The organism is Dickeya zeae NCPPB 2538 (assembly GCF_000406165.1).
Taxonomy (GTDB): domain Bacteria; phylum Pseudomonadota; class Gammaproteobacteria; order Enterobacterales; family Enterobacteriaceae; genus Dickeya; species Dickeya zeae.
On the sequence record NZ_CM001977.1, the window covers coordinates 1,844,814 to 1,869,540 of the forward strand.

At 53.6% G+C, this 24,727-nt stretch carries 24 protein-coding genes; 6 read left to right on the forward strand and 18 right to left on the reverse strand.

From position 1 onward, the window contains the following. The 13 genes from DZE2538_RS08060 to DZE2538_RS20840 form a co-directional block, all read right to left on the reverse strand. Window positions 1–696 (reverse strand): phage tail protein (locus DZE2538_RS08060; protein ID WP_038916046.1); only part of this gene is annotated, 696 nt, incomplete at its 3' end. Window positions 697–925: 229 nt separating this feature from the next. After that, entirely contained in the window at window positions 926–1,537 is a 612-nt protein-coding gene (locus tag DZE2538_RS08065) for a phage tail protein I (protein ID WP_019846003.1), read from the reverse strand. Continuing rightward, the gene (locus DZE2538_RS08070) at window positions 1,530–2,438 is read right to left on the reverse strand and encodes a baseplate assembly protein (protein WP_012884475.1); all 909 of its coding nucleotides are present in this window, start codon (window positions 2,436–2,438) and stop codon (window positions 1,530–1,532) included. Before DZE2538_RS08070 ends, DZE2538_RS08065 begins: the two co-directional genes overlap by 8 nt. 4 nt (window positions 2,439–2,442) lie before the next feature. Then, complete coding sequence (locus DZE2538_RS08075; protein WP_019846002.1) at window positions 2,443–2,793, reverse strand: GPW/gp25 family protein; 351 nt, start codon at window positions 2,791–2,793, stop codon at window positions 2,443–2,445. Continuing rightward, complete coding sequence (locus tag DZE2538_RS08080) at window positions 2,790–3,431, reverse strand: phage baseplate assembly protein V (RefSeq protein WP_023639486.1); 642 nt, start codon at window positions 3,429–3,431, stop codon at window positions 2,790–2,792. The genes DZE2538_RS08075 and DZE2538_RS08080 overlap by 4 nt, the downstream gene beginning before the upstream one ends. Window positions 3,432–3,771: 340 nt before the next feature. Further along, window positions 3,772–4,233 carry a phage tail protein gene (locus DZE2538_RS08085; protein ID WP_019846000.1) on the reverse strand — a complete coding sequence of 154 codons (462 nt, stop codon included), beginning with the start codon at window positions 4,231–4,233 and terminating at the stop codon, window positions 3,772–3,774. Between the two features lie 42 nt (window positions 4,234–4,275). Continuing rightward, window positions 4,276–4,479, reverse strand: coding sequence for a tail protein X (locus DZE2538_RS08090; RefSeq protein WP_038916047.1), 204 nt, complete (start codon window positions 4,477–4,479; stop codon window positions 4,276–4,278). A 501-nt stretch (window positions 4,480–4,980) separates the two neighbouring features. Continuing rightward, window positions 4,981–5,202 carry a hypothetical protein gene (locus DZE2538_RS08095; RefSeq protein WP_012884482.1) on the reverse strand — a complete coding sequence of 74 codons (222 nt, stop codon included), beginning with the start codon at window positions 5,200–5,202 and terminating at the stop codon, window positions 4,981–4,983. A gap of 63 nt (window positions 5,203–5,265) precedes the next feature. After that, a complete protein-coding gene (locus DZE2538_RS08100) occupies window positions 5,266–7,389 on the reverse strand; it encodes a replication endonuclease (RefSeq protein ID WP_038916048.1) in 2,124 nt (707 codons plus the stop codon). 96 nt (window positions 7,390–7,485) lie between these two features. Continuing rightward, window positions 7,486–7,710, reverse strand: coding sequence for a TraR/DksA family transcriptional regulator (locus DZE2538_RS08105; protein ID WP_012884484.1), 225 nt, complete (start codon window positions 7,708–7,710; stop codon window positions 7,486–7,488). Further along, window positions 7,710–7,925 carry a DUF2732 family protein gene (locus DZE2538_RS08110; protein ID WP_038916049.1) on the reverse strand — a complete coding sequence of 72 codons (216 nt, stop codon included), beginning with the start codon at window positions 7,923–7,925 and terminating at the stop codon, window positions 7,710–7,712. Before DZE2538_RS08110 ends, DZE2538_RS08105 begins: the two co-directional genes overlap by 1 nt. 122 nt (window positions 7,926–8,047) lie before the next feature. Beyond that, window positions 8,048–8,560: a hypothetical protein gene (locus DZE2538_RS08115; RefSeq protein ID WP_019845997.1), complete on the reverse strand. Its 513-nt coding sequence runs from the start codon at window positions 8,558–8,560 to the stop codon at window positions 8,048–8,050. Further along, a complete protein-coding gene (locus DZE2538_RS20840; protein WP_146214197.1) occupies window positions 8,557–9,039 on the reverse strand; it encodes a hypothetical protein in 483 nt (160 codons plus the stop codon). Before DZE2538_RS20840 ends, DZE2538_RS08115 begins: the two co-directional genes overlap by 4 nt. Before the next feature lie 124 nt (window positions 9,040–9,163). Here DZE2538_RS20840 and DZE2538_RS08120 point away from each other — a divergent pair, with 124 nt between their 5' ends. After that, window positions 9,164–10,006, forward strand: coding sequence for a phage repressor protein CI (locus DZE2538_RS08120; protein ID WP_019845996.1), 843 nt, complete (start codon window positions 9,164–9,166; stop codon window positions 10,004–10,006). A 654-nt stretch (window positions 10,007–10,660) separates the two neighbouring features. Continuing rightward, entirely contained in the window at window positions 10,661–12,673 is a 2,013-nt protein-coding gene (locus tag DZE2538_RS08125) for a methyl-accepting chemotaxis protein (protein WP_038916050.1), read from the forward strand. A gap of 237 nt (window positions 12,674–12,910) precedes the next feature. On the opposite strand, the gene DZE2538_RS08130 is transcribed toward DZE2538_RS08125, so the two are convergent. From DZE2538_RS08130 to yebS, 4 genes are all read right to left on the reverse strand, one after another. Continuing rightward, a complete protein-coding gene (locus tag DZE2538_RS08130) occupies window positions 12,911–13,102 on the reverse strand; it encodes a YdfD/YebW family protein (protein WP_012769560.1) in 192 nt (63 codons plus the stop codon). Window positions 13,103–13,211: 109 nt separating this feature from the next. Further along, complete coding sequence (gene rsmF / locus DZE2538_RS08135; protein WP_038916051.1) at window positions 13,212–14,660, reverse strand: 16S rRNA (cytosine(1407)-C(5))-methyltransferase RsmF; 1,449 nt, start codon at window positions 14,658–14,660, stop codon at window positions 13,212–13,214. A gap of 105 nt (window positions 14,661–14,765) precedes the next feature. Beyond that, window positions 14,766–17,396, reverse strand: coding sequence for a PqiB family protein (locus DZE2538_RS08140; protein WP_038916052.1), 2,631 nt, complete (start codon window positions 17,394–17,396; stop codon window positions 14,766–14,768). Between the two features lie 15 nt (window positions 17,397–17,411). After that, window positions 17,412–18,683 carry a membrane integrity lipid transport subunit YebS gene (yebS, locus tag DZE2538_RS08145; protein ID WP_038916053.1) on the reverse strand — a complete coding sequence of 424 codons (1,272 nt, stop codon included), beginning with the start codon at window positions 18,681–18,683 and terminating at the stop codon, window positions 17,412–17,414. Between the two features lie 302 nt (window positions 18,684–18,985). On the opposite strand from yebS, the gene DZE2538_RS08150 reads away from it, so the two are divergent. From DZE2538_RS08150 to prc, 3 genes are all read left to right on the forward strand, one after another. Continuing rightward, a complete protein-coding gene (locus tag DZE2538_RS08150) occupies window positions 18,986–19,492 on the forward strand; it encodes a GAF domain-containing protein (RefSeq protein WP_038915090.1) in 507 nt (168 codons plus the stop codon). An 84-nt stretch (window positions 19,493–19,576) separates the two neighbouring features. Then, window positions 19,577–20,308, forward strand: a complete 732-nt coding sequence (gene proQ, locus DZE2538_RS08155; protein WP_019845991.1) for an RNA chaperone ProQ — start codon at window positions 19,577–19,579, stop codon at window positions 20,306–20,308. Between the two features lie 19 nt (window positions 20,309–20,327). Further along, the gene (gene prc / locus DZE2538_RS08160; protein WP_038916054.1) at window positions 20,328–22,349 is read left to right on the forward strand and encodes a carboxy terminal-processing peptidase; all 2,022 of its coding nucleotides are present in this window, start codon (window positions 20,328–20,330) and stop codon (window positions 22,347–22,349) included. Window positions 22,350–22,542: 193 nt separating this feature from the next. Here prc and DZE2538_RS08165 read toward each other — a convergent pair whose 3' ends face one another. Further along, window positions 22,543–23,457, reverse strand: coding sequence for a LysR family transcriptional regulator (locus DZE2538_RS08165; RefSeq protein ID WP_028085612.1), 915 nt, complete (start codon window positions 23,455–23,457; stop codon window positions 22,543–22,545). 115 nt (window positions 23,458–23,572) lie between these two features. On the opposite strand from DZE2538_RS08165, the gene DZE2538_RS08170 reads away from it, so the two are divergent. Continuing rightward, the gene (locus DZE2538_RS08170) at window positions 23,573–24,706 is read left to right on the forward strand and encodes a metallophosphoesterase (protein WP_023639497.1); all 1,134 of its coding nucleotides are present in this window, start codon (window positions 23,573–23,575) and stop codon (window positions 24,704–24,706) included. Window positions 24,707–24,727: the final 21 nt, after the last annotated feature.

Below are 24,727 nucleotides of genomic sequence, written 5' to 3' on the forward strand. Positions count from 1 at the left end.
AAAAGCCGATTTATCGGCGATATCGGCGCCGTTTTGCTCTTTGAGCAAGGCGGTGTTTTTGACAAATGCGGTGGTGGCCAGTTGGGTGGAGTTTGTGCTTTTGTCTGCCGTCGGGGCACTGGGCACGCCAGTCAGTGCAGGGCTGTTGAGCGGTGCATACTGTGGGTGAGGGTTGGCGGCGGTGATATGTGCGTTGAGCTGGCTATCGGCGTACGCTTTTACCTCAATCGCTTTATCGTCAACGTATTGTCGTGTTGCCAGCACGACCGCCGGGTCGATTTTCAGGGTGATGGCGTCAGCGCTATTCACAATCAGGATCATGCGGACGGTTTGCACCCGGCCCGAACCTTCTTGCAACTGCGGTTTATAGGTGTCGGCGCAGTTTGCTACGGCAATCAGGTCGCCGTCGCTGTCATACAGGCCGATTTCGCGAATCCACCAGCCGCCTTCAGTTTCAGGGATAACCTGCTCGGCAATGATTTGGTTCGTGTTTTGGGGATCGACACTCAGTGCATTGAGCGGCGCACGACGTTTCTCGTTGACCAACTTGGTTTGGGCTGGCGTTGGGGTTGGCAGGCTGCCGCCGCCATCGCCCACGGCCATTTGCGTGATAGCCAGATGGCTACCCAACGCGGTGGCGTTGGCCAACTTCGCCGCGCCGATATTCGTCAGTAAAGCAAAGTATTTTGTACTCATGCAGATTACTCATACGGTTAACAGGGTAGGATGCCGTTGTGGCATCGGGGATGCTGGGGTGCTGACTGGTGATAGCCAGCCGGCTGAACCCCGGCTGTGATTGCGTCACGGTAGTATGCGAGAGTGTCTGCCAGGCCGCATCTGGTGGGTGTTGGCGCAAGGCGCAGACAACATCGGGGAGGGGGACATAAAAAAAGCCAGCGCAGGCTGGCTTGGCGAGGAGCGTGGATTAACCGCCGACGTTCAGGTCGTCAATCAGATGAATCGCACCACCGGTGAATTCTTCGCCCGAAATACTGATGGTTTCCGGGAAGTAGGGGTAGATGGTTAACTCGTCACCGCTGTAAGAGCTGGCGCCCAGCGAGACGGTACCTTGCGTATCCAGATTGATATTCAGCCCTAACATCTGACGGCTGACGGGTTTGGCATCGGCAATCAGGCGTTCCAGTTCCTGAAAGGACTCCTCGGTAATGCCCGATTCCTGGATGCCGATATCCAGCCGGAAGGTGCCGGGAACGTCGCCGGTTTGCCACCACTCTTTGATGCGAATCAGGTAACCCAGCGGTTCAACCACCCGGCGCAGTGCGCCGATAGTGCCCTTATGCCGATGGATAAAAAACGCATCTTTGATGACTTTTCGTTTGACGGCTTCCGACCAGCTTTCATCCCAGCGATCAACCGACCATGTCCAGGCCAGATAGGGCAACAGCTCGACCGGGCAGGTGTCGGGATTCCAGATCTGGCGCAGGGGAATCGGCACGTTTTCCACACTGGCGCCAGTCGTCGCGACCGCATGCTCCAGTGTGGATGAACCGGGGGGAAGCAGGGGGCTTTTATTCATCCGTGCCCCCCAATATCAGGGTGTAGCCAGTGCAATGCGACGCCTGGGTATCATCCAGTACGATGTCTGCTGCCGGACTGGCTAACTCTACCCGCTGAACGCCTTCCACATGCAATGCCGCGTAAATGGCAGATCGGCGGATGTCGCGCCCCAGACGGTGCTGGGTGGTGACGTAACTCTGTAGCTTCTTCTCGGCAGCAGCACGTATCGGTTCGGCTTCCGGTCCGGGGTACAAATACAGCGTGGCATTGATGTCGTAAGGAACGATCACCGCCGATTTAACGGTGACCCGATCTGCCACCGGCCTGACATCTTCGGCGTTGAGTGCGGCGTTAACGGTGGCGATGAGCGCGTCGCTGGCGGTACCGTCATTTTCCCGAGACAGGACCGATACCAGTACCTCGGCAGGACCGGGGCTGATAACCGAAATATCGGCGACCTGGCCGCTGGCGCTGCGTCCATGAAACTGGTATGCGCCGATGGAACCCGCCACACTCAGGCCTTCATAAGCCTGTTGGATACGCAGGCGAAAATCGGTATCCGACTCCATTACTGCGGCGGTCGGGGGAACGGTGGTCGCGTCGGCCGGGGTGATCACCAGTCGCGATACGTTAACGTTAGCACCCAACTGATCCAGGTCGTTGCCACGGGAAAACGCCAGCATCCCAGCCTGAGCGGCTTCATTGATGCGTTGGCGTAACAGGAGTTCGCGATAGGCGTTTTCCTGCAGCAGTTTTACCAACGGCTCTGACTCCAGGGTCAGGGTACGTGCAATGGCGGCACGTTCATCGTCACTGTAAAGCGATAACAGCGTTTCCTTGCGCGAGGCGAACAGGGTTTCATAATCCAGCGTTTCCACGACGCTTGGGGCGGGTAACTGACTTAAATCGATAATGGGCATGATCTCAGCTCACAGGAATGGTTAACGAAAGGGATGTGCTGTTGCCGGACAACGTGCCGGAAATATCCACAATCAACTGGCCGTCGTAGTGGCTTTCCATGGAGATGGACGTCAGCGTCAGGCGGGGTTCCCACTTCAACAGCGCGACATAGCAGGCAGCCTGAACCTGTAGCTTCAGGGCGGGTGTCTGCGGTTGGTCGATAAGCGTGGACAGCAGCGAGCCATAATCGCGCCGCATGACCCGGCTGCCTTGTGGGGTGGTCAGAATATCGCGCACGCTCTGGCGCAAATGTTCCAGATCGCTCAGGCTGACGCCGGTGTTGCGATTCATGCCGGTGTACGATGCGCTGGTCATAAAGGTCCTCCTGTTGTGCCGCCGCCACTTTGTACGCCGCCGTGTTGATGGGTATGGACCACCACGCCATTGGAGGAGAAACTGCCCCCTGAATGGGTGACGCTGCCTGTGATGCTGCCGCCTTGCTGTACTTCGATGGTCTGAGTAATCAGCTTATGCGTACAGACGACTTCCGGAGTATCCAGCGTGATGCGTTCGCTGGCGTTGATGGTGACGTTTTTTGTGGTAACGGACACGGATTCTGCCGCAACGACAGTGGCGGTTTTGATGCCGGTGACGGTCAGTGCGCCGTTCGCTGGTTCATATTCCATCACAGCACCATCGGGAAAACGGATGTGGCAGGCATCCGCAGAAACCGATGGTGCAGGGTGGTTATCGCTATAAATACCCGGTACGACAAAAGCCGTGTTGAGCTCGCCTCCTATAGCAAGTATGAGTACCTGTTCACCCACCGACGGTGCCCACCATTCGCGGGAACTCCCCGCGCGACGGGACAGCCAGTGGAGCCATCCGGTGACCATGCCACCGGTCTGCACGCGACAGCGCGCCTGTTGGGTATCAACTTCAGTAACGACGCCGATACGAATCAGGTTACGCAGCGCACGCTGGATTTCGGAGAGATATTCGTATGTATTCATGGTGGGAAGCATGCGTCTTCCCAGTGAATGAGACAATTGTCCGCGGTTGTGTGGCTACGGATACCACCGGTAGTTGCATTATTCGTTGCGAGGTAAACGCTGAATAACATGTCGTGAGTTATCGCTGAATAACCAGGCGTGAGAGATAAGGGAAAATGAATACGAAAAAAACGCCGATAGAATGGTGATGACAAATTGGAGATAAATAAAATAATAAGAGAGTAATATCCGGAATCACTATATGACAGAGGGGGGATGTGTCTGAGGCAGAATTGAGATAATAGTAAAAAATAGGCCGCTTTCACAACGGCCTTTATAGAGATAGTGTTATTTCAAACGATCAGTTGCCTTTCCATTGACTGATCAATTCCCCAGCGATATAGAGCGCGGTGGGTCGGCTAACCGGTTCAGGCGGCGTAGGTTCCGGTTCGTAATTGACCTGCACGGTCTGGTTTAGTTCGCTGACGCGATTGCGTTCTGTCAGGTTAAGACGAATAGACAGCGTGCTGGTATTATCGGCATTATTATCAACGGTGAAACTAATACCCTTATTGCGAATGCTTTCCCGCGTCAGTAAATCGGGCTGGTTTTGGCGAACCCAAAGTAACAGCGTGACGAAAAGTGTATCGGGGTTATCAGCGAAATTATTCAGCGTCAGCAGCAGCTGATAACGGTATTCGAATGACAGAGAGGGTTCCTGCAACGCAGCAATTTCACCTTCCTGGATCCGAAACTGTAATGCATTACTCAATGACGGTAATGCTGTGGTCAGTGCAAGTCTGAGGCTTTGCGGTTTTTGCATAGTAAGGTTCCTGGTGTGGCGGCGATCGTCAGCGTAGGCTGATTATTCCCAAATATTGATACTTTCCTGAGAACTGGACACGCTGATATCGGGCAGGGTAATGGCAGTGCCGTGTGGCAGAATGGGGCCAAGATCTGCCAGTCCCGGGTTGGACTGCATGACGGTTTCAACTACGCCCTGCGTACGGCCGTAATAGCGGTAACAGAGCGCATCCAGCGAGTCGTCCTGATGAGCGTAGACTTTCATGTGACACCTTTGAGTGCAGATAAAATAAGGCCGAATAAAACGGGTCGTTTCTGATTCGTTATCCTCCCGAGGATCAGCCTCAACTGCAATGCAGGCGCGGTGTGGTGCTGATAGCACAACAACACATAAGCACGCCGTGAATTATTGAAAGGGAAGATCGGGTGTGTTTGGGCGGATATGACAGAACCTATCCCACCAGGCTATTTCCTCCATTATCGCGCCAGTTGGGATAGGTTCTTAATTTTACCTTGCTGTATAAAACGAAAAAAATATTACCAACGAACAGGTCTGCACTGAGTCAGTTATTACAATTCATGCCAAAAACGTATATTCCGGGTTTAGTCGGATTGGCCGTTATTATCAAACGGTCTGGATACGAAAAAAAATGTTGCTGTGTATAAGTCTGGCACATTGGCCACAGAGAAAATCCATTAATTTGCCCGTGCATCTGGTTAAATAACCAGGCGTTTCATGCCGGTCGTTATTATCCATCGCAATCCCTCACAACGATTGTTGCTCTAACCATGCCTTTAGCTGTTGCCCATCACCACTGCTCTTTAGAAATTGCTGATAATCACTATGAGGGAGCTCGCCGTGAGATAAGTCGGCGATTAGCGACATGGCGATTTTCATTTCTTCAGGATTGCATTGTGATATCAAAGACATATCGGCAATTAATCGAATCCTTGACAAGGTCAGCTCTCTGCTTTCAGTCTGTTCCACGGTACCTCTTCCATTGTGAGACTGTATTTATATACAGTACTTTATTCAGTAATATTCGTCAACTCATAAGTGCAGGACCTGTGTGTCCATGATGCGCTTTCCATCAACGCCGGATATAGCTTTATTCCTAATTTCATCAATCAGTTGCCCGTCAATGCTTACCCTGGCGCCGCGAACCAGCGCCTCCCGTTCCCAGCGTGAAAGGTGAAGGCCTTGTTGTCTGAGCCAGGGGCCTAACGACGCCAATTTGTCACGCTGGAAATAGGTTAATCGTGCTGAAGGAACACGAGGAATATCACGGCATGACGGTGGGAGTGCGGCGGGTGAAATCCCCTCCCCACAGTTATTGACAGAACTCCAAGGGAGAGCAGGGCGATGCCTGTCGGTTTCGTCGTGGTGAGCAGTACGATTTTTCGCCACGATACGCCATTCATCTGGTCGGGTGGGGAAGACATGCTCATTGCCGCACTGGACAGAAAAGACACCGACAGTACGAACGATCGTTTCATCATAAGCGTTCAGTCGTTCGCTGGCGGCCCTGGCGACGCGAACCGACTGGCATTTTCGGGCAACGTTGGCTCCTCCTTGTGCTTCAATGTAGGCTGCAAAGTCACCGTGGTCGGCGGCATATCTCACCCGTTCGGCCTGTTCACCCAATGAACCCGCCAGAGAGCGGCTACGAATGCGTCGACATTCACGATAGGCACCGACGGTAGGCAGGCCAATAAAATGAAACTGGGGGATGCGCCACAGCGATGCCCATGCAGAGGCGGCGGCCGCCATATCTTTCAATGGCTTTCCCGTTTCATGGTCTGTTTCATCGTCCAGTGCGTAGCCGTCGATATTTTTGGCAATATATTTGGCGACATACGCTGTGGCACCGCCTTTGTTGATGTGTTTGCAGTCAAACAAGCGTTGCGCTGCGCCGCTGTTTTCCTGTTGCAGCACATAACGCCGCAGGACATCGACAATCGCCTGACGCTGAGCTCGCTCGCAATACAGCATCAGGTGCCAGTGCGGGGTACCATCATGATGCGGTTCGACGACCCGCAAACCGTAAACGGATAATTTACGGTCTTTGAGTGCCGTACGAATTTTGCTCCACAGCTTGACCAAATAATGTTGAGTCATTTTGGGCGATGGGCAATCCGGCATCCATCCGGTGTTGGGCAATACCTGGTCGTGATTACGGGTACGGGTGGGGTGGTAATGCCCAGGGGCCGTTAGCGTGACCAGCATACCGATGTGTTGATGAGCGGTGGCATAACGTTCAATGCCTGCCAGCATCGCCATCAGCTCCATACGGCGAATACTGGGGTTAGCGATACTGGACATGACTTTATCGATCAGATCCACGCGCTCACCGCTGTGGATATTTTCCAGATCACGGCTTTTTAGGAAATCGAGTGTCGCCAGTCGGCGGTAGTGACTCTCCTGCCAGGCCTGACGGCTGAGAAATGGCGATGCCGCCCGGCTGACTTCGCCGCTGGCAATCCATAACGCTTCACGCCAGCGGGCACGCTGAATTTTTAACTGGCGCTCCCACCAGCGCGGGGTCACCAGCCGCATGATACCGGCGCAGGCTTGTTCTAGCGTAAGCGTTCCACTCTGGTGGCGATGCCAGTGCGCCGGTGTTACGTTCAGAGCCTGTGCCAGCATCGCCAATTGGCCATAGAGACGCGTTTGTACTTCATCACTGAATAGCGGCATGTGATGGCTGCCACTGCACGCCTGCAAGTACTGATCGCAACGCGCGTTGTAGGCATCATTCATGTGACCGGCGATACGGCTGGCAAATGCAGACAGCACCCGGTCCGGCATGTCCGGCAGTAGGTGGTATTGTTCTGCCTCACTGATGAAGTGCGAAGAACGGCGAGTGTTCATCCGGTAACGGGAATTAACGGCGTCGATTCGGGGCCACAGTCGGCGATGAACCACCGCTAACAGGTAGTTAAACGCGGCCTGTAGCCCCTGATGTTGCTTGAGATACTCGAAGCGTCGCCGAAAGTGATCAGCGAGGAAACGCGGTAACAGCGCCAGTTGATACAAGACTGCCTGCCCCTGTCGCAGGGTATCCGAGGACAGCGTACTGGATTCGGGCAGAATAGCCGTACGGGGGGTATTCCAGGCATATGCCCAGCGTTGTTCCCCGCTATCGGCACTTTTTTCGCTGTTGTCAGACGTCATAACCAGCCCGCGTGTTGTTTACCCAATGCATGTTTGCCGAATGATCGGCACAAATCGCCGTACCGTTTCCGGTCTGTCAGTTCGTGAATGTTGTCATCAGGACAGCGGCCGGTAATGGCGTAGCCGCTGTTCACGGATTTCCTGACAGGATACGCAGCACACCACACCGGGAATCGCCAGCCGACGAGCCTCGGGAATCGGTGCCTCGCAATCCTCACAGACTAATGCCGATGGGATGACGGGCGCGGTGCGTGCATGCGCAATTTGTGCATCCAGCAGCAACGCTTGCTGCTCCTGAGAGATGTCCATACTGTCTGCCATCAGTGCGCCTCCCACAGCTGGTGCCGCATGTTTTCTGCTTCCTGTTGCAAGAGCGCTACCAGTTCCTGTGCAGATAAATGCTCCTGACAGGCGTGTTGCGCCAGATTATCCAGATGCTCGCTGTAGCGATGAGCGAGGTCGGTGCGCCAGCTATCCTGTGGGCGGCTACCCGGTGGGATGACGCTTGTGTAGTGCCTTTTTTGGTTGTTTTTCATACATTCTCCTGATAATAAGCCGCAACAAGTCCTGCCAGCCAAAATGGCGGCCTGTCTGGCGGCGGTTGAGTTAACGGCGATAGTTTTCTGATGAAATCTGCCGTCAGCGGTAAAAACGGGTGCTAGCGAAAATAATGTTCGGGTTTGATACTGGACAGAATGTCGGGGGCATCGCTAAACAGGCTGTGTAATTCACCGGCAGCGCGAACCAGTGCATCTGTCCATTGGCAATCTGGCTCATCGATACGCCGCAACGGGTGGTTGAATTCCCGCGCTGTGAGCCCGGCGTGGAAAAACAGTGTGCGGCGCTCGCTCAGGCGTAAGCGGGTAACCAGTGGCAATACATCATTTCTTGCCTTCACGTCCGACCCGCCAAATGCGTTGCGTAGTTCATTTAACGCACTGACAACCCTTTCTCTTGCCATTTCATCCATTTCATCTAGCAGATAGACACACCAACGTTGGTGCAAGGCAGCATGAAAACACAGCGTGCGCCGATAGCGTTCCGAAAGCCGTTGGTAAAACAGGCACGTCTGTTCCCAGCGCGAATCAGCAAAATGTTTTCCAAGCAACGCCCGCAAATTAGGCGGTAGAGCCTGCAGGTGATTGGCGGTAAAGGCATAATGCGGTTTCATGATGACACCCGCTGGCCGTCACGGCCGTTTGGTCGGCTACCGAACTGAGGGTGTGGGTACTGAACTTTAGTAGAGTTCGAATTTCCGAATTTCGTGGTAAAGTCATTAGTACCATTCACAACGGCTAAATGGCAGTGCCAATTTGGCAGTGGCTGTAACGTTGCAACAAGTGAAAATGCGTCCGGTTTCCAATCAGGAGTGAACGGCGTTTTTGCATTTGCAAAATAATTGGAACTGGGGAGATTGATTGCGGCACGGTATCTATTCCCTGTAACAGGTGGATAGTGCCAGAGAGCAGCTATTGCCGATACCGTTTGCATCGCGTTGTGCAAGCAGGTGAAAGTCGCTGTTACCTGGGCAGGCATAAAATGATGCATTCGATAATCTATGGCTACCGGCGTTGCGATGACACAAAAAGCACTCACTGACGTAGGATTTTCCTCAGAAATGAGCGATAGAATTGAAATCTCGTCCGACATAAAGCAATATCTCCCCCAGGCCAGGGTGTTCTATGGTGTTACATGTGCTATGTAGACACTATAAAACACGTAACGTGTATATGTAAATACTCGTGAGGTGTTTTTGAATACAAATAGTGATGCCGTGTCTGCGGCCTCCGTGCTTGAGCGCATCATGTCAAGCTATGGAGTAAAGACTCAGAAGGAACTGAGCGAGGTAACTGAAATACCTACCAATACAATCAGTAACTGGGTTCAGCGAGGGAACGTGCCGGGTAACATTATTCTTAAATGTGCGCTAGATACTGGAGCCGAAGCAGGATGGCTGGTAACTGGTGAGTTTGCAAATGCGAATGTCTTTGCTCATAAATCACCGCTGAAAGGTAAAGCGCTTTATGAGCAAATTCTATCATCGGGTGGTAAGGCGGTACTGCGTCGTATGCTTGATGCCTATGGCTTTAGTACGCAAAAAGAGTTGGGCGACTTACTGGGCATTGCACCCGGGACGATCAGTACCTGGATTCGTCGAGATTTCTTTCCTGGGGATGTGGTCGTTACCTGCGCGCTGGATACCGGGGTGTCACTGGCGTGGCTGGCGACCGGTAAAGGATCGCCGCAACAGCATGATACGCCGGTGAGCCGTCATGATGACGCGGGTATTACCCTGATTCCACGCAATGTACTAAAAACGGGTAAATTGCAGGAAGCAGGGGAGTGGAAAGCTGACCCGCAATGCATTCCTGCTGGCTTGCATGCGCCGTTGCTGGTAGAGGGGAGCACCGCTTCCTGGCTGGTGGATACCGGTATTACCAGCATCAGCAATGGGCGTTGGTTGCTGGATATTGACGGTAAAAACGATATCTATGATGTAGCTCTGCTGCCGGGGCGCAAAATGCAGGTTGAAGGCGGCGGCTCGCAATTCCAGTGTGGAGTCGACGAGGTCACTCCCCGTGGGGTGGTGGTGCTGACGTTAACGCCCAGTCTCTAAAATCAACATCAACACATATGGCGTGCTGAGGTGCGCCGTATGTGTTCTCTCTTCGTCATTATCCTTGTAAATCTGTCGCGGCGGCGGTGATTGTGCAGCTGTCAGCAGCGTGTGCCTGCGGTTTCCTGCCCATCGTAACGGCATCACGCCAATATTACACACCTATAAAAATTCACCATCAAATAATCGTCATGGCGTTAACATTGTAATTACATTAATTGCTGTGGTTATCACAGTGGAATGAAACGGCGAATTATAGCTAATTATTATTATGTTGTTTTTTTATTTTTCACATTATTGTTTGTGCTCATTTTTAGGGTAAAGATTTATTTATTCTACATTATTGTGATTTATTGAATATTTGATTGAAAAAAGATGAGTTGTGATAGTTGTCTAATTATTCGGTGTTCTTGGGTGTTTTTATTAAACTACGCTTTATACAGGCCGATAATTTTTAAGTTGGGATGCGGGGTCATAAAACCTGGATGGTAGTGAATCTCTGAATTATTACGTGACGATGTTTTTATCCGTCATCGTTGCTATGCGTTACGCCTTGTGCTTGGGCTGCAGGAGAATCAATAGGCTTGCAGTCTGGTGATGGCAGAAATAAATACGCTGGTGAGCAGATTACGATAATCATAAACAGGTGATGCTATGAGTATTTTGGGTGAAAAATACGATAATCTTAAAGTGGGAACCCGGCTGTCATTAGGGTTTGGCTTAGTGCTGCTATTGTCGCTAGTGGTATTGATATCCGGCGTCGTCGGATTCCGAACCATCGATGATAGTAATACTAAGGTGCAGGTGACGAATGATCTTAATGCCACACTGGCGCAAGCGCGCGTGTTGCGTACGCAATTCCAGTTCACGCACGATTACAATGTTATTGAGAAGAATGGGGTGCTGGTTAATAAAATGGTCGACATCCTCACTCAGGCTAAAAATCTGAGCTGGGATAAGAATACCCTGGATGATGTCGAACGTATCGATCAGGATTTGAAGGCTTATAGCGCGACACGAGAAGCGTTTATTGCGGCCAGTAAAAAGCGCGATACCGCAGGATTGGCAATCAGCCAGGACGACAGTGAAAAAGTGCTGGAAGCGTTCCAGAGCCAATGGCAGCAGGTAACCGGGCTCCCTTCTGATACCCAGGTGGTACTGTATCAACTGGGTGAACGCATGTCGGATATTCGTGATGTAGCCCATGATTTGTTGCTGGCACCGTCTGATAACACGCTGGCCGTGACGCTAAAGAGTATTGATACGGCGGAAAAAGCCATTAAAGAAAAAGCCGGGCAGTTGCCAGCAGCGATACAAGCCAGCCTGAAAACGGCCTGGGATTATTTCCTGGTATATCGTCAATCTGCCGGTGCCTATTTGGCAGCATTTCAGGATGAAACCCGTGCCAGTCAGGCCATGACGGCATCGGCGGATAAACTGAATAAAGATGTCGCGGCCCTGTTTAGCCAGCAACTGACTAACTCCACTCAAACCACTCGTTCATCGGAATTAAAAATGATGGTGACCGGGCTGACGGTGGTGCTGTTTGGCATCATCATGGCATGGCGTATTTCGGTGCAGATTGTGACGCCGCTTAAACAAGGGCTGTCGGTGGCTGAACGTATCGCCGATGGTGATCTTTCATCATCAGTGAGTTCTTCACGCCGTGATGAGCTAGGTATGTTGATCACTGCCATGGCGAATATGAATGACAAATTACGCACCATGATTCGGGATATTCGCGAAGGGGTCGGAAATGTGGCATCGGCGTCGGCCGAGATCGCGGCCGGTAATACAGACTTGTCGTCCCGCACGGAGCAGCAGTCGGCAGCCGTGGTGGAGACTGCTGCTAGTATGGAACAGCTGACCTCAACGGTAAAACAGAACTCGGAAAACGCGCATCATGCCTCACAGCTGGCCTCAGAAGCCTCACAAAATGCCATTAAAGGCGGTGAGATTGTCAGTAACGTGGTGAAAACCATGAATGATATCTCCAGCAGTTCTAAGCGCATTTCCGAAATTACCTCGGTTATCAATAGTATTGCGTTCCAGACCAACATTCTGGCGCTGAATGCGGCGGTTGAGGCGGCAAGAGCGGGCGAGCAAGGGCGTGGTTTTGCTGTCGTCGCCAGCGAGGTGCGTAATCTGGCGCAGCGTAGTTCACAGGCGGCAAAAGAAATTGAAGGGCTGATTCAGGAGTCGGTATCGCGGGTGAATACCGGCTCAGAGCTGGTGGATGATGCAGGTAAAACCATGCAGGATATCGTCCGCTCAATTACCCATGTATTTGACATCATGGGGGAAATTGCTTCGGCATCTGATGAGCAAAGTCGCGGGATTAGTCAAATCGCCCAGGCAGTGACTGAGCTGGATAGCACCACGCAGCAAAACGCCGCGCTGGTGGAAGAGTCCTCCTCGGCGGCCAATGCGTTGGAAGAGCAGTCGCAGTTACTGATGCAGGCGGTATCGGCGTTCCATTTAGGTGACGATTCCCATACACACCACCATACCCATACTTCCGGTGCTGCAACCAGTCAGGCGCTATTGCTGGGTAAACCGTCGTCCGGTAAATCGAGTCAGTCAGGACGCAAACACACCGCGAAGACGGATAAGTCGTCTGGTAGTGCTAAACACCATTCTGACAAAGATGAGTGGGTGAAGTTTTGATGGGTGAGTGACGTTTTGATGAGTGAGTGACGTTTTGATGAGTAGTGAAAGGAAAGTCTGTCCATAATAGTCGGTCTTTATTACATCAGTTTGGGCAATGTCGTTACCGTTACGGCATTGCCCTTTTTTTATGCGATCTGGGTTATGGAAGGTCGTTTATTGGGGACGTGTGTTGAACATCTGTCTGTCGCATCATGTGTAGAGTGAGTCAAGAACATTGGACGAAGCGCTAGTGGATTAGCGGTCACGGTATTCGTGGGCCGGTTTCCAGTACCCGCTGCGAAAATCGTCAATCGGAAAGCAGCCGCCATTACGGATTTGTTGCTCCTCCATGGCGCTCAGACACTGTGGTTCATTGATATAGGTTCCCGCGACCAGACTCTCGCAGTTACCCCCCAGGTAACAGACAAAGATCACCAGTGCGAACATAGATTCCTCAACAGGTTACTACGCCTTGATTGTGAGTGTAGATGAAAAACGCCGATCGGGAACGCCGCAAGCGGCGACCCGGTCAAAGATTAATCGATGAAATTGAAGATTAATCGATAGCAAGCACAAGATTGGCACCATCGCGAACCAGATCGCGAGGCAGGGTGTTTTTCAGCCGCCGACCAACACGTTTGCTGAGCCCCAGCGGGGTCTGCTGCCAGGTCAGTAACATGTCGTCATGGTCGCTGAAGGCGGGAGGATAAATGTCTTTTCCCCGGAACCAGTCCACGGCCTGTTCTGCAGTAAGCTCGAAGGCGTTCGGGCTCTGTGGGTCGCCCAGTGCCACAATGGCTTCATGCTGCCAGCGATACCCTTTGGCAAAACGCTCCGCCAGTTTGATGCCGATGCGGGAGAAGCGCATTTTACCCAGCATGGGTTGCAGTGCGGTTGGAAACAACCAGATCTCGTCGTCACGCTGCCATAGCTGTAACTGCTGATCTGACCATCGCAAACCCAACCGTCGGGCGCTTTGGCTAATCAACTGTGCGTCTTTATTGCTGAGTGGTGTAAATGGCAGCTTGCCCGGTTTGTAATCCGGCGGTGCCAGCGGCGGTACGCTCGCAGTTTTACGCAAGCGCGCCACAAAAAAACCTTCACTGTCATAAATCTGTGGGAAGACGTGCAGGAATCCCTCGTCCGTCAGAGCCTGATGCGCTTGTGGGAACAGATCTTTTAGCGACTCGATTTCACACGCACCGGGGAATTGTTGCATTAACCAATGGCACACCTGCTGGTTTTCCTGATGATTCAGGGTACAGGTGGAATAAATCAGCACCCCGCCCGGTTTCAATGCATGGAAGGCGCTGAGTATCAGGTCGCGTTGAGTGGTAGCGATATCAGCGATGCTTTCCAGCGACCAGTGACTCATGGCAGCAGGATCTTTCCTGACCACACCTTCGCCAGAGCAAGGGGCATCCAGCAGGATGGCGTCAAAGGTTTCAGGCAAGGCGTTGCCGAAGACCCGGCCGTCAAAGTGTGTCAGCGTAGTATTGCTCACGCCACAACGATGCAGGTTGGCGTGCAGAACTTTTACCCGACTGGCGGAGTATTCGTTGGCGACAATCAATCCCTGATTGTTGAGATGGGCGGCAATCTGGGTGGTTTTAGAACCGGGGGCGGCGGCCATATCCAACACCCGCTCTGGGGTATCATGCCCCATGAACAGCGCACTGACCGGTAACATCGAACTGGCTTCCTGGATATAAAACAGGCCGCTCAGGTGTTCGAGCGCATTACCCAGCCGCATCACTTCTTCATCTGCGTTGAGCAGCCAAAAACCGTCGTGACACCAGGGTACTGCTTCCATTTCCCAACCGTAGGGGGCGACCAGCGTGAGAAAATCAGGCACGCTGATTTTCAATGTGTTGACGCGGATACTACGGCGTAATGGCCGCTGGCAGGTATCGATGAAGTCATCCATGTTCAGGTGCGCAGGCATGATGGCTTGCATAGCGGTCAGAAAATCGGGAGTGAGGGAAGCAGGAATAGGTTTAGCCACAGCAGCGTTTCCGTTACAACAATCAAAGTGTGAATCTTACCATATCCCAGTGATGGGAAGGGATGGCGGCTCGTCGCTTCAGATGCAGTGAGCCGCCGCCTGTACTTATCGTTCCGGCAGGGCGGTTCCCCAGTCACGCCAGCCACTGGGTTCTTCGCTATGCAACAGGAAGTGTTTACCGGCCTGTGCTGTCGGTGCCAGCGGTGTGGTGGGAGGGGTGGCAAAGGCGATGCCGCCACGAATGAATTGCTGGAACGTCCCGCTCTTGATAACACCGCCGGTCAGGCCAAATTGCAGGTTATAGCCGGAAGCCAGCCAGAATACCGAGTTATCGCGTACCAGATGAGCATGGCGTTTACTGATACGCAGCGCGACAGAGACTCGGTCGGACAAGGTGCCGAGCGACAGGCCGGTCACCGTGCCGACCTCAATACCGCGAAACAGTACCGGGGTGCCAATCTGTAGCGATCCGGCTTCAGCGGTATCCACGCTGATATTGAGCCCGTCCTGATAGCGTGAGTCGGAAATCGTGGCTTTTTGCAGTTCAAAACTGCGGGTAACGGCACCGTTACCCGGTTCGACGTTGATATAGGGCTGGATCAGCGTTTCCAGGTGGTTGACCCCAGCGGCGGAGATTTCGGGTGTCACCACCGAAAAACGGGTACCCGCACGGGCAAAATGGCGAACGTATTCCGGGTATAGCACCGCCTGTACTCGCACTTCGTCGCGTTGCTCCGCCAGTTTGAGTGACTCCAGTTGGCCGATGTCGATGCCAAGATAACGGATTGGCATACCGGCGGAGAGCTTGCTGGCATCGTAGGTGCGTAATGTGATTCGGCTGCCAATGGCTCTGGCGGCGGTTTCATTGCTGTACAACGGGCGTTTGCCACCTTGCACATCGGCAGCGCCCTCCACATTGTCAAAACTAATCGCCCCTTTCAGCGCGCGGCTGAGCGGAGACGCCTGCACCGTCAACCCAGCACCGTTCAGTTGCACGCGTGCGCCGCCCTCGGCCCAGAATACGCTGTTATCGGTGAGCAGTTTGCGGTATTCCGGCCGAATATAAACATCGATTTCGAAGGTGTCGGCTTTGGGGCGAATACGGGTAATTTCACCGACCTGAAATTTTCGATACAGCACGACGGATCCATCCTGAATATCTGGCAGGCTGTCGGCCAATAACGTCAGCGTGGTGGGGGGCATTGTCCCCTGAATACCGGCACCGGCTTTTTCCCGATCGCTATAGAGCGGGTAACGTGATTGTGCCTCACCAGTCGAGCCCGGTAACACGGTGACACCACCGTTAAGCCACTCTTGCGCGCTGGCGCCCAGCATCTGTACGCCGTCCAGCCCGAGTTTGACATTGACCCGGCTACTGGCGACAAATTGACTGTCTTTATGCAGCAGGTGGCGGTATTGGCGGTCGATAACGGCGGTAAAACTCACACCGTTATCGGTCAGCGTGCGTTGAACAATGCGACCAATTTGCACACCGTGCAACATAATCGGCTGGCCGCTGTCGATACCGTAACTCTGGTCGGCCGTTAATTCGATGTTAAGCGCACCGGGCTGTTGCAACTGCTGTTGTGTCGCGTCAGCCACGGTAAAGTGTTGCTTCGGTTCGCCCTCGCCGGGGATGAGCGTCAGTGTCGTCCCCCCTAACAGGCTGGGCAGGTTGAGATCACTGAGCGATAAACGCGGTGCGGCCAGTTCAATGCGGGTGTTGTCGCGCATCAGCGGCACCACGGACGGGTCGACAATTAATTCACCGGTGACGCGCTGGTTGGCTTCCAGGGTGAGTCGTTGCAGTGTCCCCACCTCCAACCCTTGATACAGCAAGGGAGTATGCCCGGCTTGCAGTTTATCGCCAGAAGGCAAGTCCAGTGTTATCGACACGCCACGCTGGCTGTGTGCCAGATCCGGATACAAATCATAAATTTGGTCCGCAGAGGCAGGCTCGCTCTGTTCGGGCGAATCAAAGGCGATAGCACCGTTAACCAGTGCCGATAGATTTTGCATTTCAACGGTCGCCCCGCTGAAACTGACATCGGCTTTTAGCCCGGAAACGTTCCAAAAGCGGCTGTTCTTTTTCACCAACCCGGTGAAACGGCGGTCGATCAATACGTCAATCGTCACACCACGGTGATCGGCATTAACGCTGTAGTCGTAGACTTTCCCAACCGGAATCTTCCGGAAATAGACCAGCGAACCGGCATTGAGCGATCCCAGGTCGTCAGCATGCAGATGCACCAGTAATTCACCACTGTTAGCGCGATATTTCGGCTGATTATCTTGTGCGGTGAAGTGTGTCGACGGGTCGCCACGGCCGGGCAGCATGCCGATATAGTTACCGCCGACCAGCGCATCTAGCCCCGATACCCCGGCCAGCGAGGCTTTGGGCGTCACCAGCCAGAACTGGGTACCGCTGCGTAGCGCATCCTTCATGTCGTTACGGATGCTGGCGACGACCTGAATCGTACGCAAATCATCGCTGAGTTTTATGTTGCGCACAGTACCGACTTCCACCCCTTGATAACGCACCGGGGTGCGACCGGGCACAATGCCGTCCGCTGAGACGAAATCAATCGTTACCGTCGCACCACGCTCCTGCTGGTTGGTGTAGAGCAACCAACCAGCAATCAGCAGGGCGACAACGGGCAGTAACCAGAAAGGCGACAAGCGGCGTCGGGATTTGATGCGGGCTTCAGCGGCGGGCATCGGCGTTGAGTTCGACATTGTTATCCTATGAATTTAGTCATTATCCCATATCAGTCGACTATCCAGCCATTCGACAGACAATATGGTCAAAATAACGGCAGCGCCAAAATAAAGCGCCGCAGGTCCCATGGTAAAAGCAAGCAATTGGTCGCGGTTAACCAGCGACATGGTCAGCGCGATAACGAACAGGTCGAGCATCGACCAACGCCCAATCCAGGTCATCAGGCGCAGCAGACGCATACGGAGCATGCGGCCGGTTTTCATCCGAAAATGGATGCTGACCAGCAGAAATGTGGTGATGATAACCTTACTGAACGGCACCAGAATACTGGCGATAAAAACCACCAGCGCCACCGGGACATTACTGGTTGCCAGCGACATAATGCCGGAAAAAATGGTGTCCTCGCGGCGAACGCCGTTGACATAAATGATTGAGATCGGCATCAAATTGGCAGGCAACAGCAGAATAACGGCGGAAATCAACGCCGACCAGGATTTTTGCAGGCTATAAGGACGGCGCGGCGTGAGCGGCACATGGCAACGACGGCAACGGCCTTGATGGTCAGGCTGTGCAGTAAAATGACAGGACAGGCAGACCAGCGCCTCTGCTGGGGCAGAGGTTGCTGGTTGTGGATCACGCTGTGGGTGTTGTGGGTCTCGTTGTGGATAGTAGCGCTGCCAGAGTTGCTCGGTATTAAGGTGAATCAGGGTCAGCAGGCTTAGCGCCATCAGCACCAGAAACGCCAGTAACCCATTGCCGGGCAGGACTTCGGAAAATTCACGCACTTTAATCGACGCGACCGCCAGACCGACCAGATACACATCCAGCATGACCCACTCTTTCAGGCGTTCGAAGAGCAGCAATACCGGACGCAGGTTCATGCCGACGCGTGGAGCGAAAAACAGATACAACAGGGCGAAGACCAGCGTGAGTGGAGCCCCGATAGTACAAAATGCCACGATACTGGCGGTGACCGGGTGGCCCTGGCGTGTCATTTGCCAGATACCTTCCAGCAAGCTGGCATTGATGGACACACCCAGCAGGCGAATGTTGAGCAGCGGCTCGGTATAGGCAAACGGCATCAGAAGCAGCATGGCGATGGCCATTGATACCAGCCGTGAGATAGACCAATCGCGGCCGCTGGCAAGGTGTGCCACACAGCGCGGGCAGTGGCCGTGTTGATGGCGTTTGAGCCGGGGCAACATGAAGGGCTGGTCGCATTGTGGGCAACGCTGAAAGCGGCGCGGCGCTACAGGCGGCGAGTCGGCCGACTCGATAGGCGCAGCGGCGTTATAAATTTTCATATTTCCTGCGGGCAGGTTAACAGGACAGGTATTATCATAGTGTAACTGAATGATGGATGACACAAAATCACTGCTACTCTTGTCAGGTCACATGGTGACGTCATCAGACGGTATCCTGCATGCATTTACCGATGTCGGGCGCTGTATAACGCACAATAACCGCTGCTTTATGAGCGCCCCGTGCGGTGAAAGTTGGGCTGACAAGAGAAATCCTGTAGCATCCCGACGCGAGACTTTATGTAATGTGCTGCGGACATCAGCCGCCCGGCGGTCCGTAAAGACAATTTCTGCCTATGCAAATGATGAAAAAAGAACAATTCTACAATGAACTGGAACGCGACCTGACCGCGCTGATTGCCGGTGAAGATCGCTTCCTCACGATATTATCAAACAGCAGTGCGTTACTGTTTGAACGATTGGATGGTGTGAATTGGGCCGGCTTTTATTTGCTGGAAGGCGACACGCTGTTTCTGGGGCCGTTTCAAGGGCGCCCGGCTTGTGTGCGCATTCCAGCAGGAAAAGGGGTCTGTGGTAGAGCTATTGCGGAAAACCATGTTCAACGGGTTGGCGATGTTCATGCGTTCCCCGGTCACATCGCCTGCGATGCCTCCAGCAATGCTGAAATCGTGTTGCCGCTGATGGTTGATGGTCAATTGATTGGCGTACTGGATATCGACAGCACGGTCCATGACCGATTTGACGCCGAAGACGAAGCCGGTTTACTGGCTATCGCCGCGGTGTTATGCCGCCAATTGTCACAGAGCGATCTGCTATCTTTCATCAATTCTCTTATGTTGCGACAAGGATAACGTAGCAATTGCCGATGGCGTCATTATAATGACGCCTGTTCATGCCTGCGCTGGTTGGCAAACCCGTTGTAATCAGGAAATTTCATGGAAAATCAACCTAAGTTGAACAGTAGTAAAGAAGTGATCGCCTATCTGGCAGAGCGTTTCCCGCTTTGTTTCACGCTTGAAGGCGAAGCGCGTCCGTTAAAGATTGGTATTTTTCAGGATCTGGTCGAACGCGTGTCCGAATCTGAACACGTTAGCAAGACGCAGTTGCGCTCTGCGCTTCGTCTTTATACGTCAAGCTGGCGTTATCTGTATGGCGTTAAACTCGGCGCTCAACGTGTTGACCTTGATGGCAACCCGTGCGGCGAGCTTGAGCAGCAGCATGTGGAGCATGCCCGCAAGCAACTGGAAGAGGCTAAGGCCCGCGTCCAGGCTCAGCGTGCCGAGCAACAGGCGAAGAAACGCGAGTCCGGTGAAGCCGAACCTTCCCGTCCGCGTCCGTCTGCTGGCAAAAATGCCCCGCGTCGTGAACGTGATGCCGCTGGTGCCGCGCCGCGCAAGCCGCGTCCGTCTACTCCTCGCTCCACACAGACCGCGTCTCCGTCATCCGATAAATCCCAACCTCGTCAACCTAAAGCAGCCCGTGCGGTAACACCGGAACGGCAAGCGGTGACGGATATTTCCAGCTTGCAAATCGGCCAGGAAATCAAGGTCAGGGCTGGCAAAAACGCCATGGATGCCACTGTGCTGGAGATCGCTAAAGACGGGGTCAGGGTACAACTGGCTTCTGGTCTGGCGATGATCGTACGCGCAGAACATTTGCAGTTCTGATACGGAGGCCAACCAGGGCATGAACAAATTTGTTAAAGCAGTCGCATTAACCTGGCTTTTGCTGTCCGGGGGCAGTTTTGCCAGCGAGAACATTACCCGCGCAGACCAAATTCCCCAACTGCAGCCAGAAGCGCAGCATTCTACCGTCAGTGAGCGCGTGGCATCGCGCTTTCTACGTTCTCACTATCGTCAATTCATGCTGGATGCGCAATTTTCCGGCAAGATCTTCGACCGTTATCTCAACATGCTGGATTACAGCCATAACGTGTTGTTGGCTTCAGACGTGGCGCAGTTTGCCGGTCAGAAGGGCGAGTTAGGGGAAAATCTGAAGAATGGCAAGCTCAGCCTGCCATACGCCATGTACAACCTGGCTCAGAAGCGCCGTTTCGAGCGTTACCAGTATGCGCTGACGCTGCTGGAAAAGCCGATTAACCTCAACGGCAACGATTTCATCGACCTTGATCGCGCTAAAGCGCCCTGGCCGCAAAGCGTAGACGAACTCAACGCACTGTGGGATGCCAAGGTCAAATATGACTGGCTGAGCCTGAAACTGACCGGCAAAACCGATGCGGAAATCAAGGAAACCTTGACCAAACGCTATCAGTTTGCGATTCGTCGCCTGGTCCAGAGCAATAGCGAAGATGTGTTCCAGATCATTATGAATGCCTTCGCGCGGGAAATCGATCCGCATACCAGTTACTTGTCTCCCCGCAACACTGAACAGTTCAATACTGAAATGAGCCTGTCGCTCGAAGGTATTGGCGCCGTGCTGCAGATGGATGAAGATTACACCGTCATCAATTCTATGGTACCGGGCGGTCCGGCCGCGAAAAGCAAACGCATTAGCGTTGGCGACCGTATCGTAGGCGTCGGGCAGGCTGGTAAGCCGATGGTCGATGTGATCGGCTGGCGTCTTGATGACGTGGTGGCGCTGATCAAAGGGCCGAAAGGTAGCAAGGTGCGTTTGGAAGTCTTGCCAGCAGGTAAAGGCACCAAAACGCAAACCATCACGCTGACCCGTGAGCGCATCCGTCTGGAAGACCGCGCGGTGAAAATGTCTATCAAGGATGCCGGCAAAGACAAAGTCGGCGTGCTGGATATCCCCGGTTTCTACGTTGGGTTGACCGATGACGTGAAAGTACAGTTGCAAAAACTGGAGAAAGAGCACGTCAGTAGTATCGTCATCGACCTGCGTGGCAACGGTGGTGGTGCGTTAACCGAAGCAGTCAGCCTGTCGGGGCTATTCATTCCTACCGGGCCAGTGGTGCAGGTTCGCGACAACAACGGCAAGGTTCGTGAAGATAGCGACACGGATGATACTATCTATTACAAAGGTCCATTGGTGGTGCTGGTTGATCGGTTTAGCGCCTCGGCGTCAGAGATTTTTGCTGCCGCGATGCAGGATTATGGCCGTGCGCTGATTGTGGGTGAGCCCACCTTCGGCAAGGGTACGGTGCAGCAATACCGTTCTCTTAACCGTATTTACGACCAGATGTTGCGTCCCGAGTGGCCTGCGCTGGGTTCGGTGCAGTACACCATCCAGAAGTTCTATCGCATTAACGGCGGCAGTACTCAGCGTAAAGGGGTCACGCCTGATGTTGTGATGCCGACCGGCAACGAGGCGGTGGATACCGGCGAGAAGTTTGAAGATAACGCCTTGCCGTGGGATAGCATCAAACCGGCCAGTTATACCGTGATGGGCGACATGAAACCGTTGTTGCCGTGGCTGATTGAACAGCACAACGCACGTATCGCCAAGGATCCGGAGTTCCAGTATATCCAGCAGGATGTGTCGCGTTATCAGGAGATGAAAGAGAAACGTAATCACGTGTCGTTGAATCTGGCGCAGCGCCAGAAAGAAAACAACGAAGACGAGGCGACGCGTCTGCAACGCATCAACGATCGACTGAAACGTCAGGGTAAAGCGCCGTTGAAGTCGCTGGATGACCTGCCGAAGGATTATCAGGATCCAGATGCGTATCTGAATGAGACCGTCCAGATTGCGGAAGACCTGTCTAAGCAGGAAGCGAAATCACAGTAATGGTGCCGTGGCGTCACGGTGAACCATAAAACAAAAAGCCCGGTGAGAAAGCCGGGCTTCTTACATCAGGATTAATCAGTTGTTCCAGTCTAAGCGGTTCAACTCAAACAAATATCATCGTTTCGTGCCTGACAGGCTTCATTCACCGCATAACCCTGTTCAACATCGCGCGCGGCCGCTTCTTGTTTACAGGTCACCCGCTCTGACGCAGGATCTCGATCAACTCCTGTAGGCCCGGTGGAACCTGACGGTGACCGGGATAGTAGATGTGGAACGCCGGTTCTACCGGTGCCCAATCCGGCAGCACCACCTGCAATTCGCCACACTGCAAGTGCTCGCGGACACGATCTTCCAGGCAGTACATGATCCCTCCGCTGGCAACCGCAATGTCGATACCCAATGTCGTTTCGTTCACACAGAGCTGGCCCGGCACATCAATAGCGCGGTGTTCGCCATCTTTCTCGAAGTCCCATCGGTAGATGACTCCTTGGCCGGTACGGATTTGGATGCAGTTGTGTAACTTCAGGTCTTCGGGGACGTGCAGTGGCGCGCTGCGATGAAGGTAGCGCGGTGACGCTACCGCGACCCACTTGAGCGGCGAGCCGATCCTGACCGCAACGCAGTCTTCTGGCACCGTGCCGCCGAAACGGATACCGGCATCGAAGCCTGCGGCCACGATATCAATCATATGGTCATCTACCGCGACCTCGACGTCGACGTCGGGATAGCTATGCAGGAACTTCGGCAGGTGTGTGGCCAGCAAGAGTCGGGCGCCGTCTTGCAGCGCGTTCAACCGCAGCCTGCCCACTGGCCGGTCGCGATGACGATTCACGTCCGCCAAGGCTCCACCAATTTCAAGAAAGCCGATTTCCAGCCGTTTTGCCAGGTTGTCACCCGCCTCGGTTGGCGACACCGTGCGACTGGTGCGGTTGAGCAGGCGCACGCCCAGCCGGGCTTCCAGGTTGCGTATGGCATGGCTCAGTGCCGAGGTGGTGATACCCAGTTCAACAGCGGCCTGGGTGAAGCTGCGCAAACGGTGGATGACCAGGAAAGAGTTCAGGTCGGCCAGGTCGGCTCTCGATAAGCGCGCGGTGGGGCGAACACTCATGACAAATACCCATCGATGAATTCAATTTCACGAATCATTGAATATAACTCAATTGTTTATCTATTTAATGGCCTTATCATACAAAAAATATCAACAATAAGGTGATTGTTGGCCTGTGTTTCACTTTGTCCTGTTTGTCCTCTACCTCTATGTGGTGTGCCGCTTCGTGTTCCCGCTGCCTTGGCGCATGAGATACCACGTGTTGCTGGCCATCGTTCTGCTACTGACGTCCAAGTATCATCTGATCCAGCAATGGGTCTTCGGGACGATGTTTTCCCCGGAGATACCACGTGCATGGGTGGTACTATTTGGTGGGCTGTTCTGCGTCTTCGTACTGTTATTTTTCCTCACGGCAGTATTCGACGTGCTGCTGGGAGTCGTTTGGCTGGTACGGCGCGGTAGGGCTGTTGATGAACGATTCCGTACACGGGCCCGCTATATCGTGGGAATTGCGGCGCTTGTTCTCTCAGCCATCGGTGTGCATCAGTCCATGCAAATTCCGGAGGTGCGACGCATCGAGCTGACATTGCACGATCTGCCCCCGACTCTGGATGGCTTTCGTCTGGTGCAGCTCACCGACCTGCACATTAGCCGATTGCTGAACGGCCCGTGGGCACGGCAGGTTGTCGAGCGCACTAACGCCCTGAATCCTGATCTGATTGTCATCACCGGCGACTTGATCGACGGCACAGTATCGGCCCGGCACGACGATGTGAAACCGCTAAGGGATCTACGCGCCAGACATGGCGTCGTAACGATCTTGGGTAATCACGAGTACTATTTCAACGCCGCTCAGTGGACAGACGTGTTTGAGCAATTGGGTATGCACGTGCTGGTTAATCAGCATCAGCGTATATCGGTAGATGGTGTTGGGCTTGTCGTGGTGGGTCTGGCTGACCTTGCCGCCCTTGAATACGGTCAACCAGGTCCCGATGCTGCACACGCCTTGCAAGACGTGCCTCATGAAGCCGCAACGGTATTGCTGACCCACCGTCCGGTAGACACCACGATGCACGCGCAGTCCGGCGTCGATCTTCAACTGGCGGGGCACACTCACGGCGGAATGATTCGGGGCTTCGATGCCCTAATGGTCGCGCCACTCAATGATGGCTTCGCCTCCGGCTACTACTCCGTTGCTGACATGCACCTGTATGTCAGCAATGGCACGGGGCTCTGGAATGGATTCCCGATCCGTCTCGGCGTACCCGCCGAGATCACGGAAATCACACTTAGGTCGCCCGATCGCTAACACTTTATTTTGGGAGAGAAC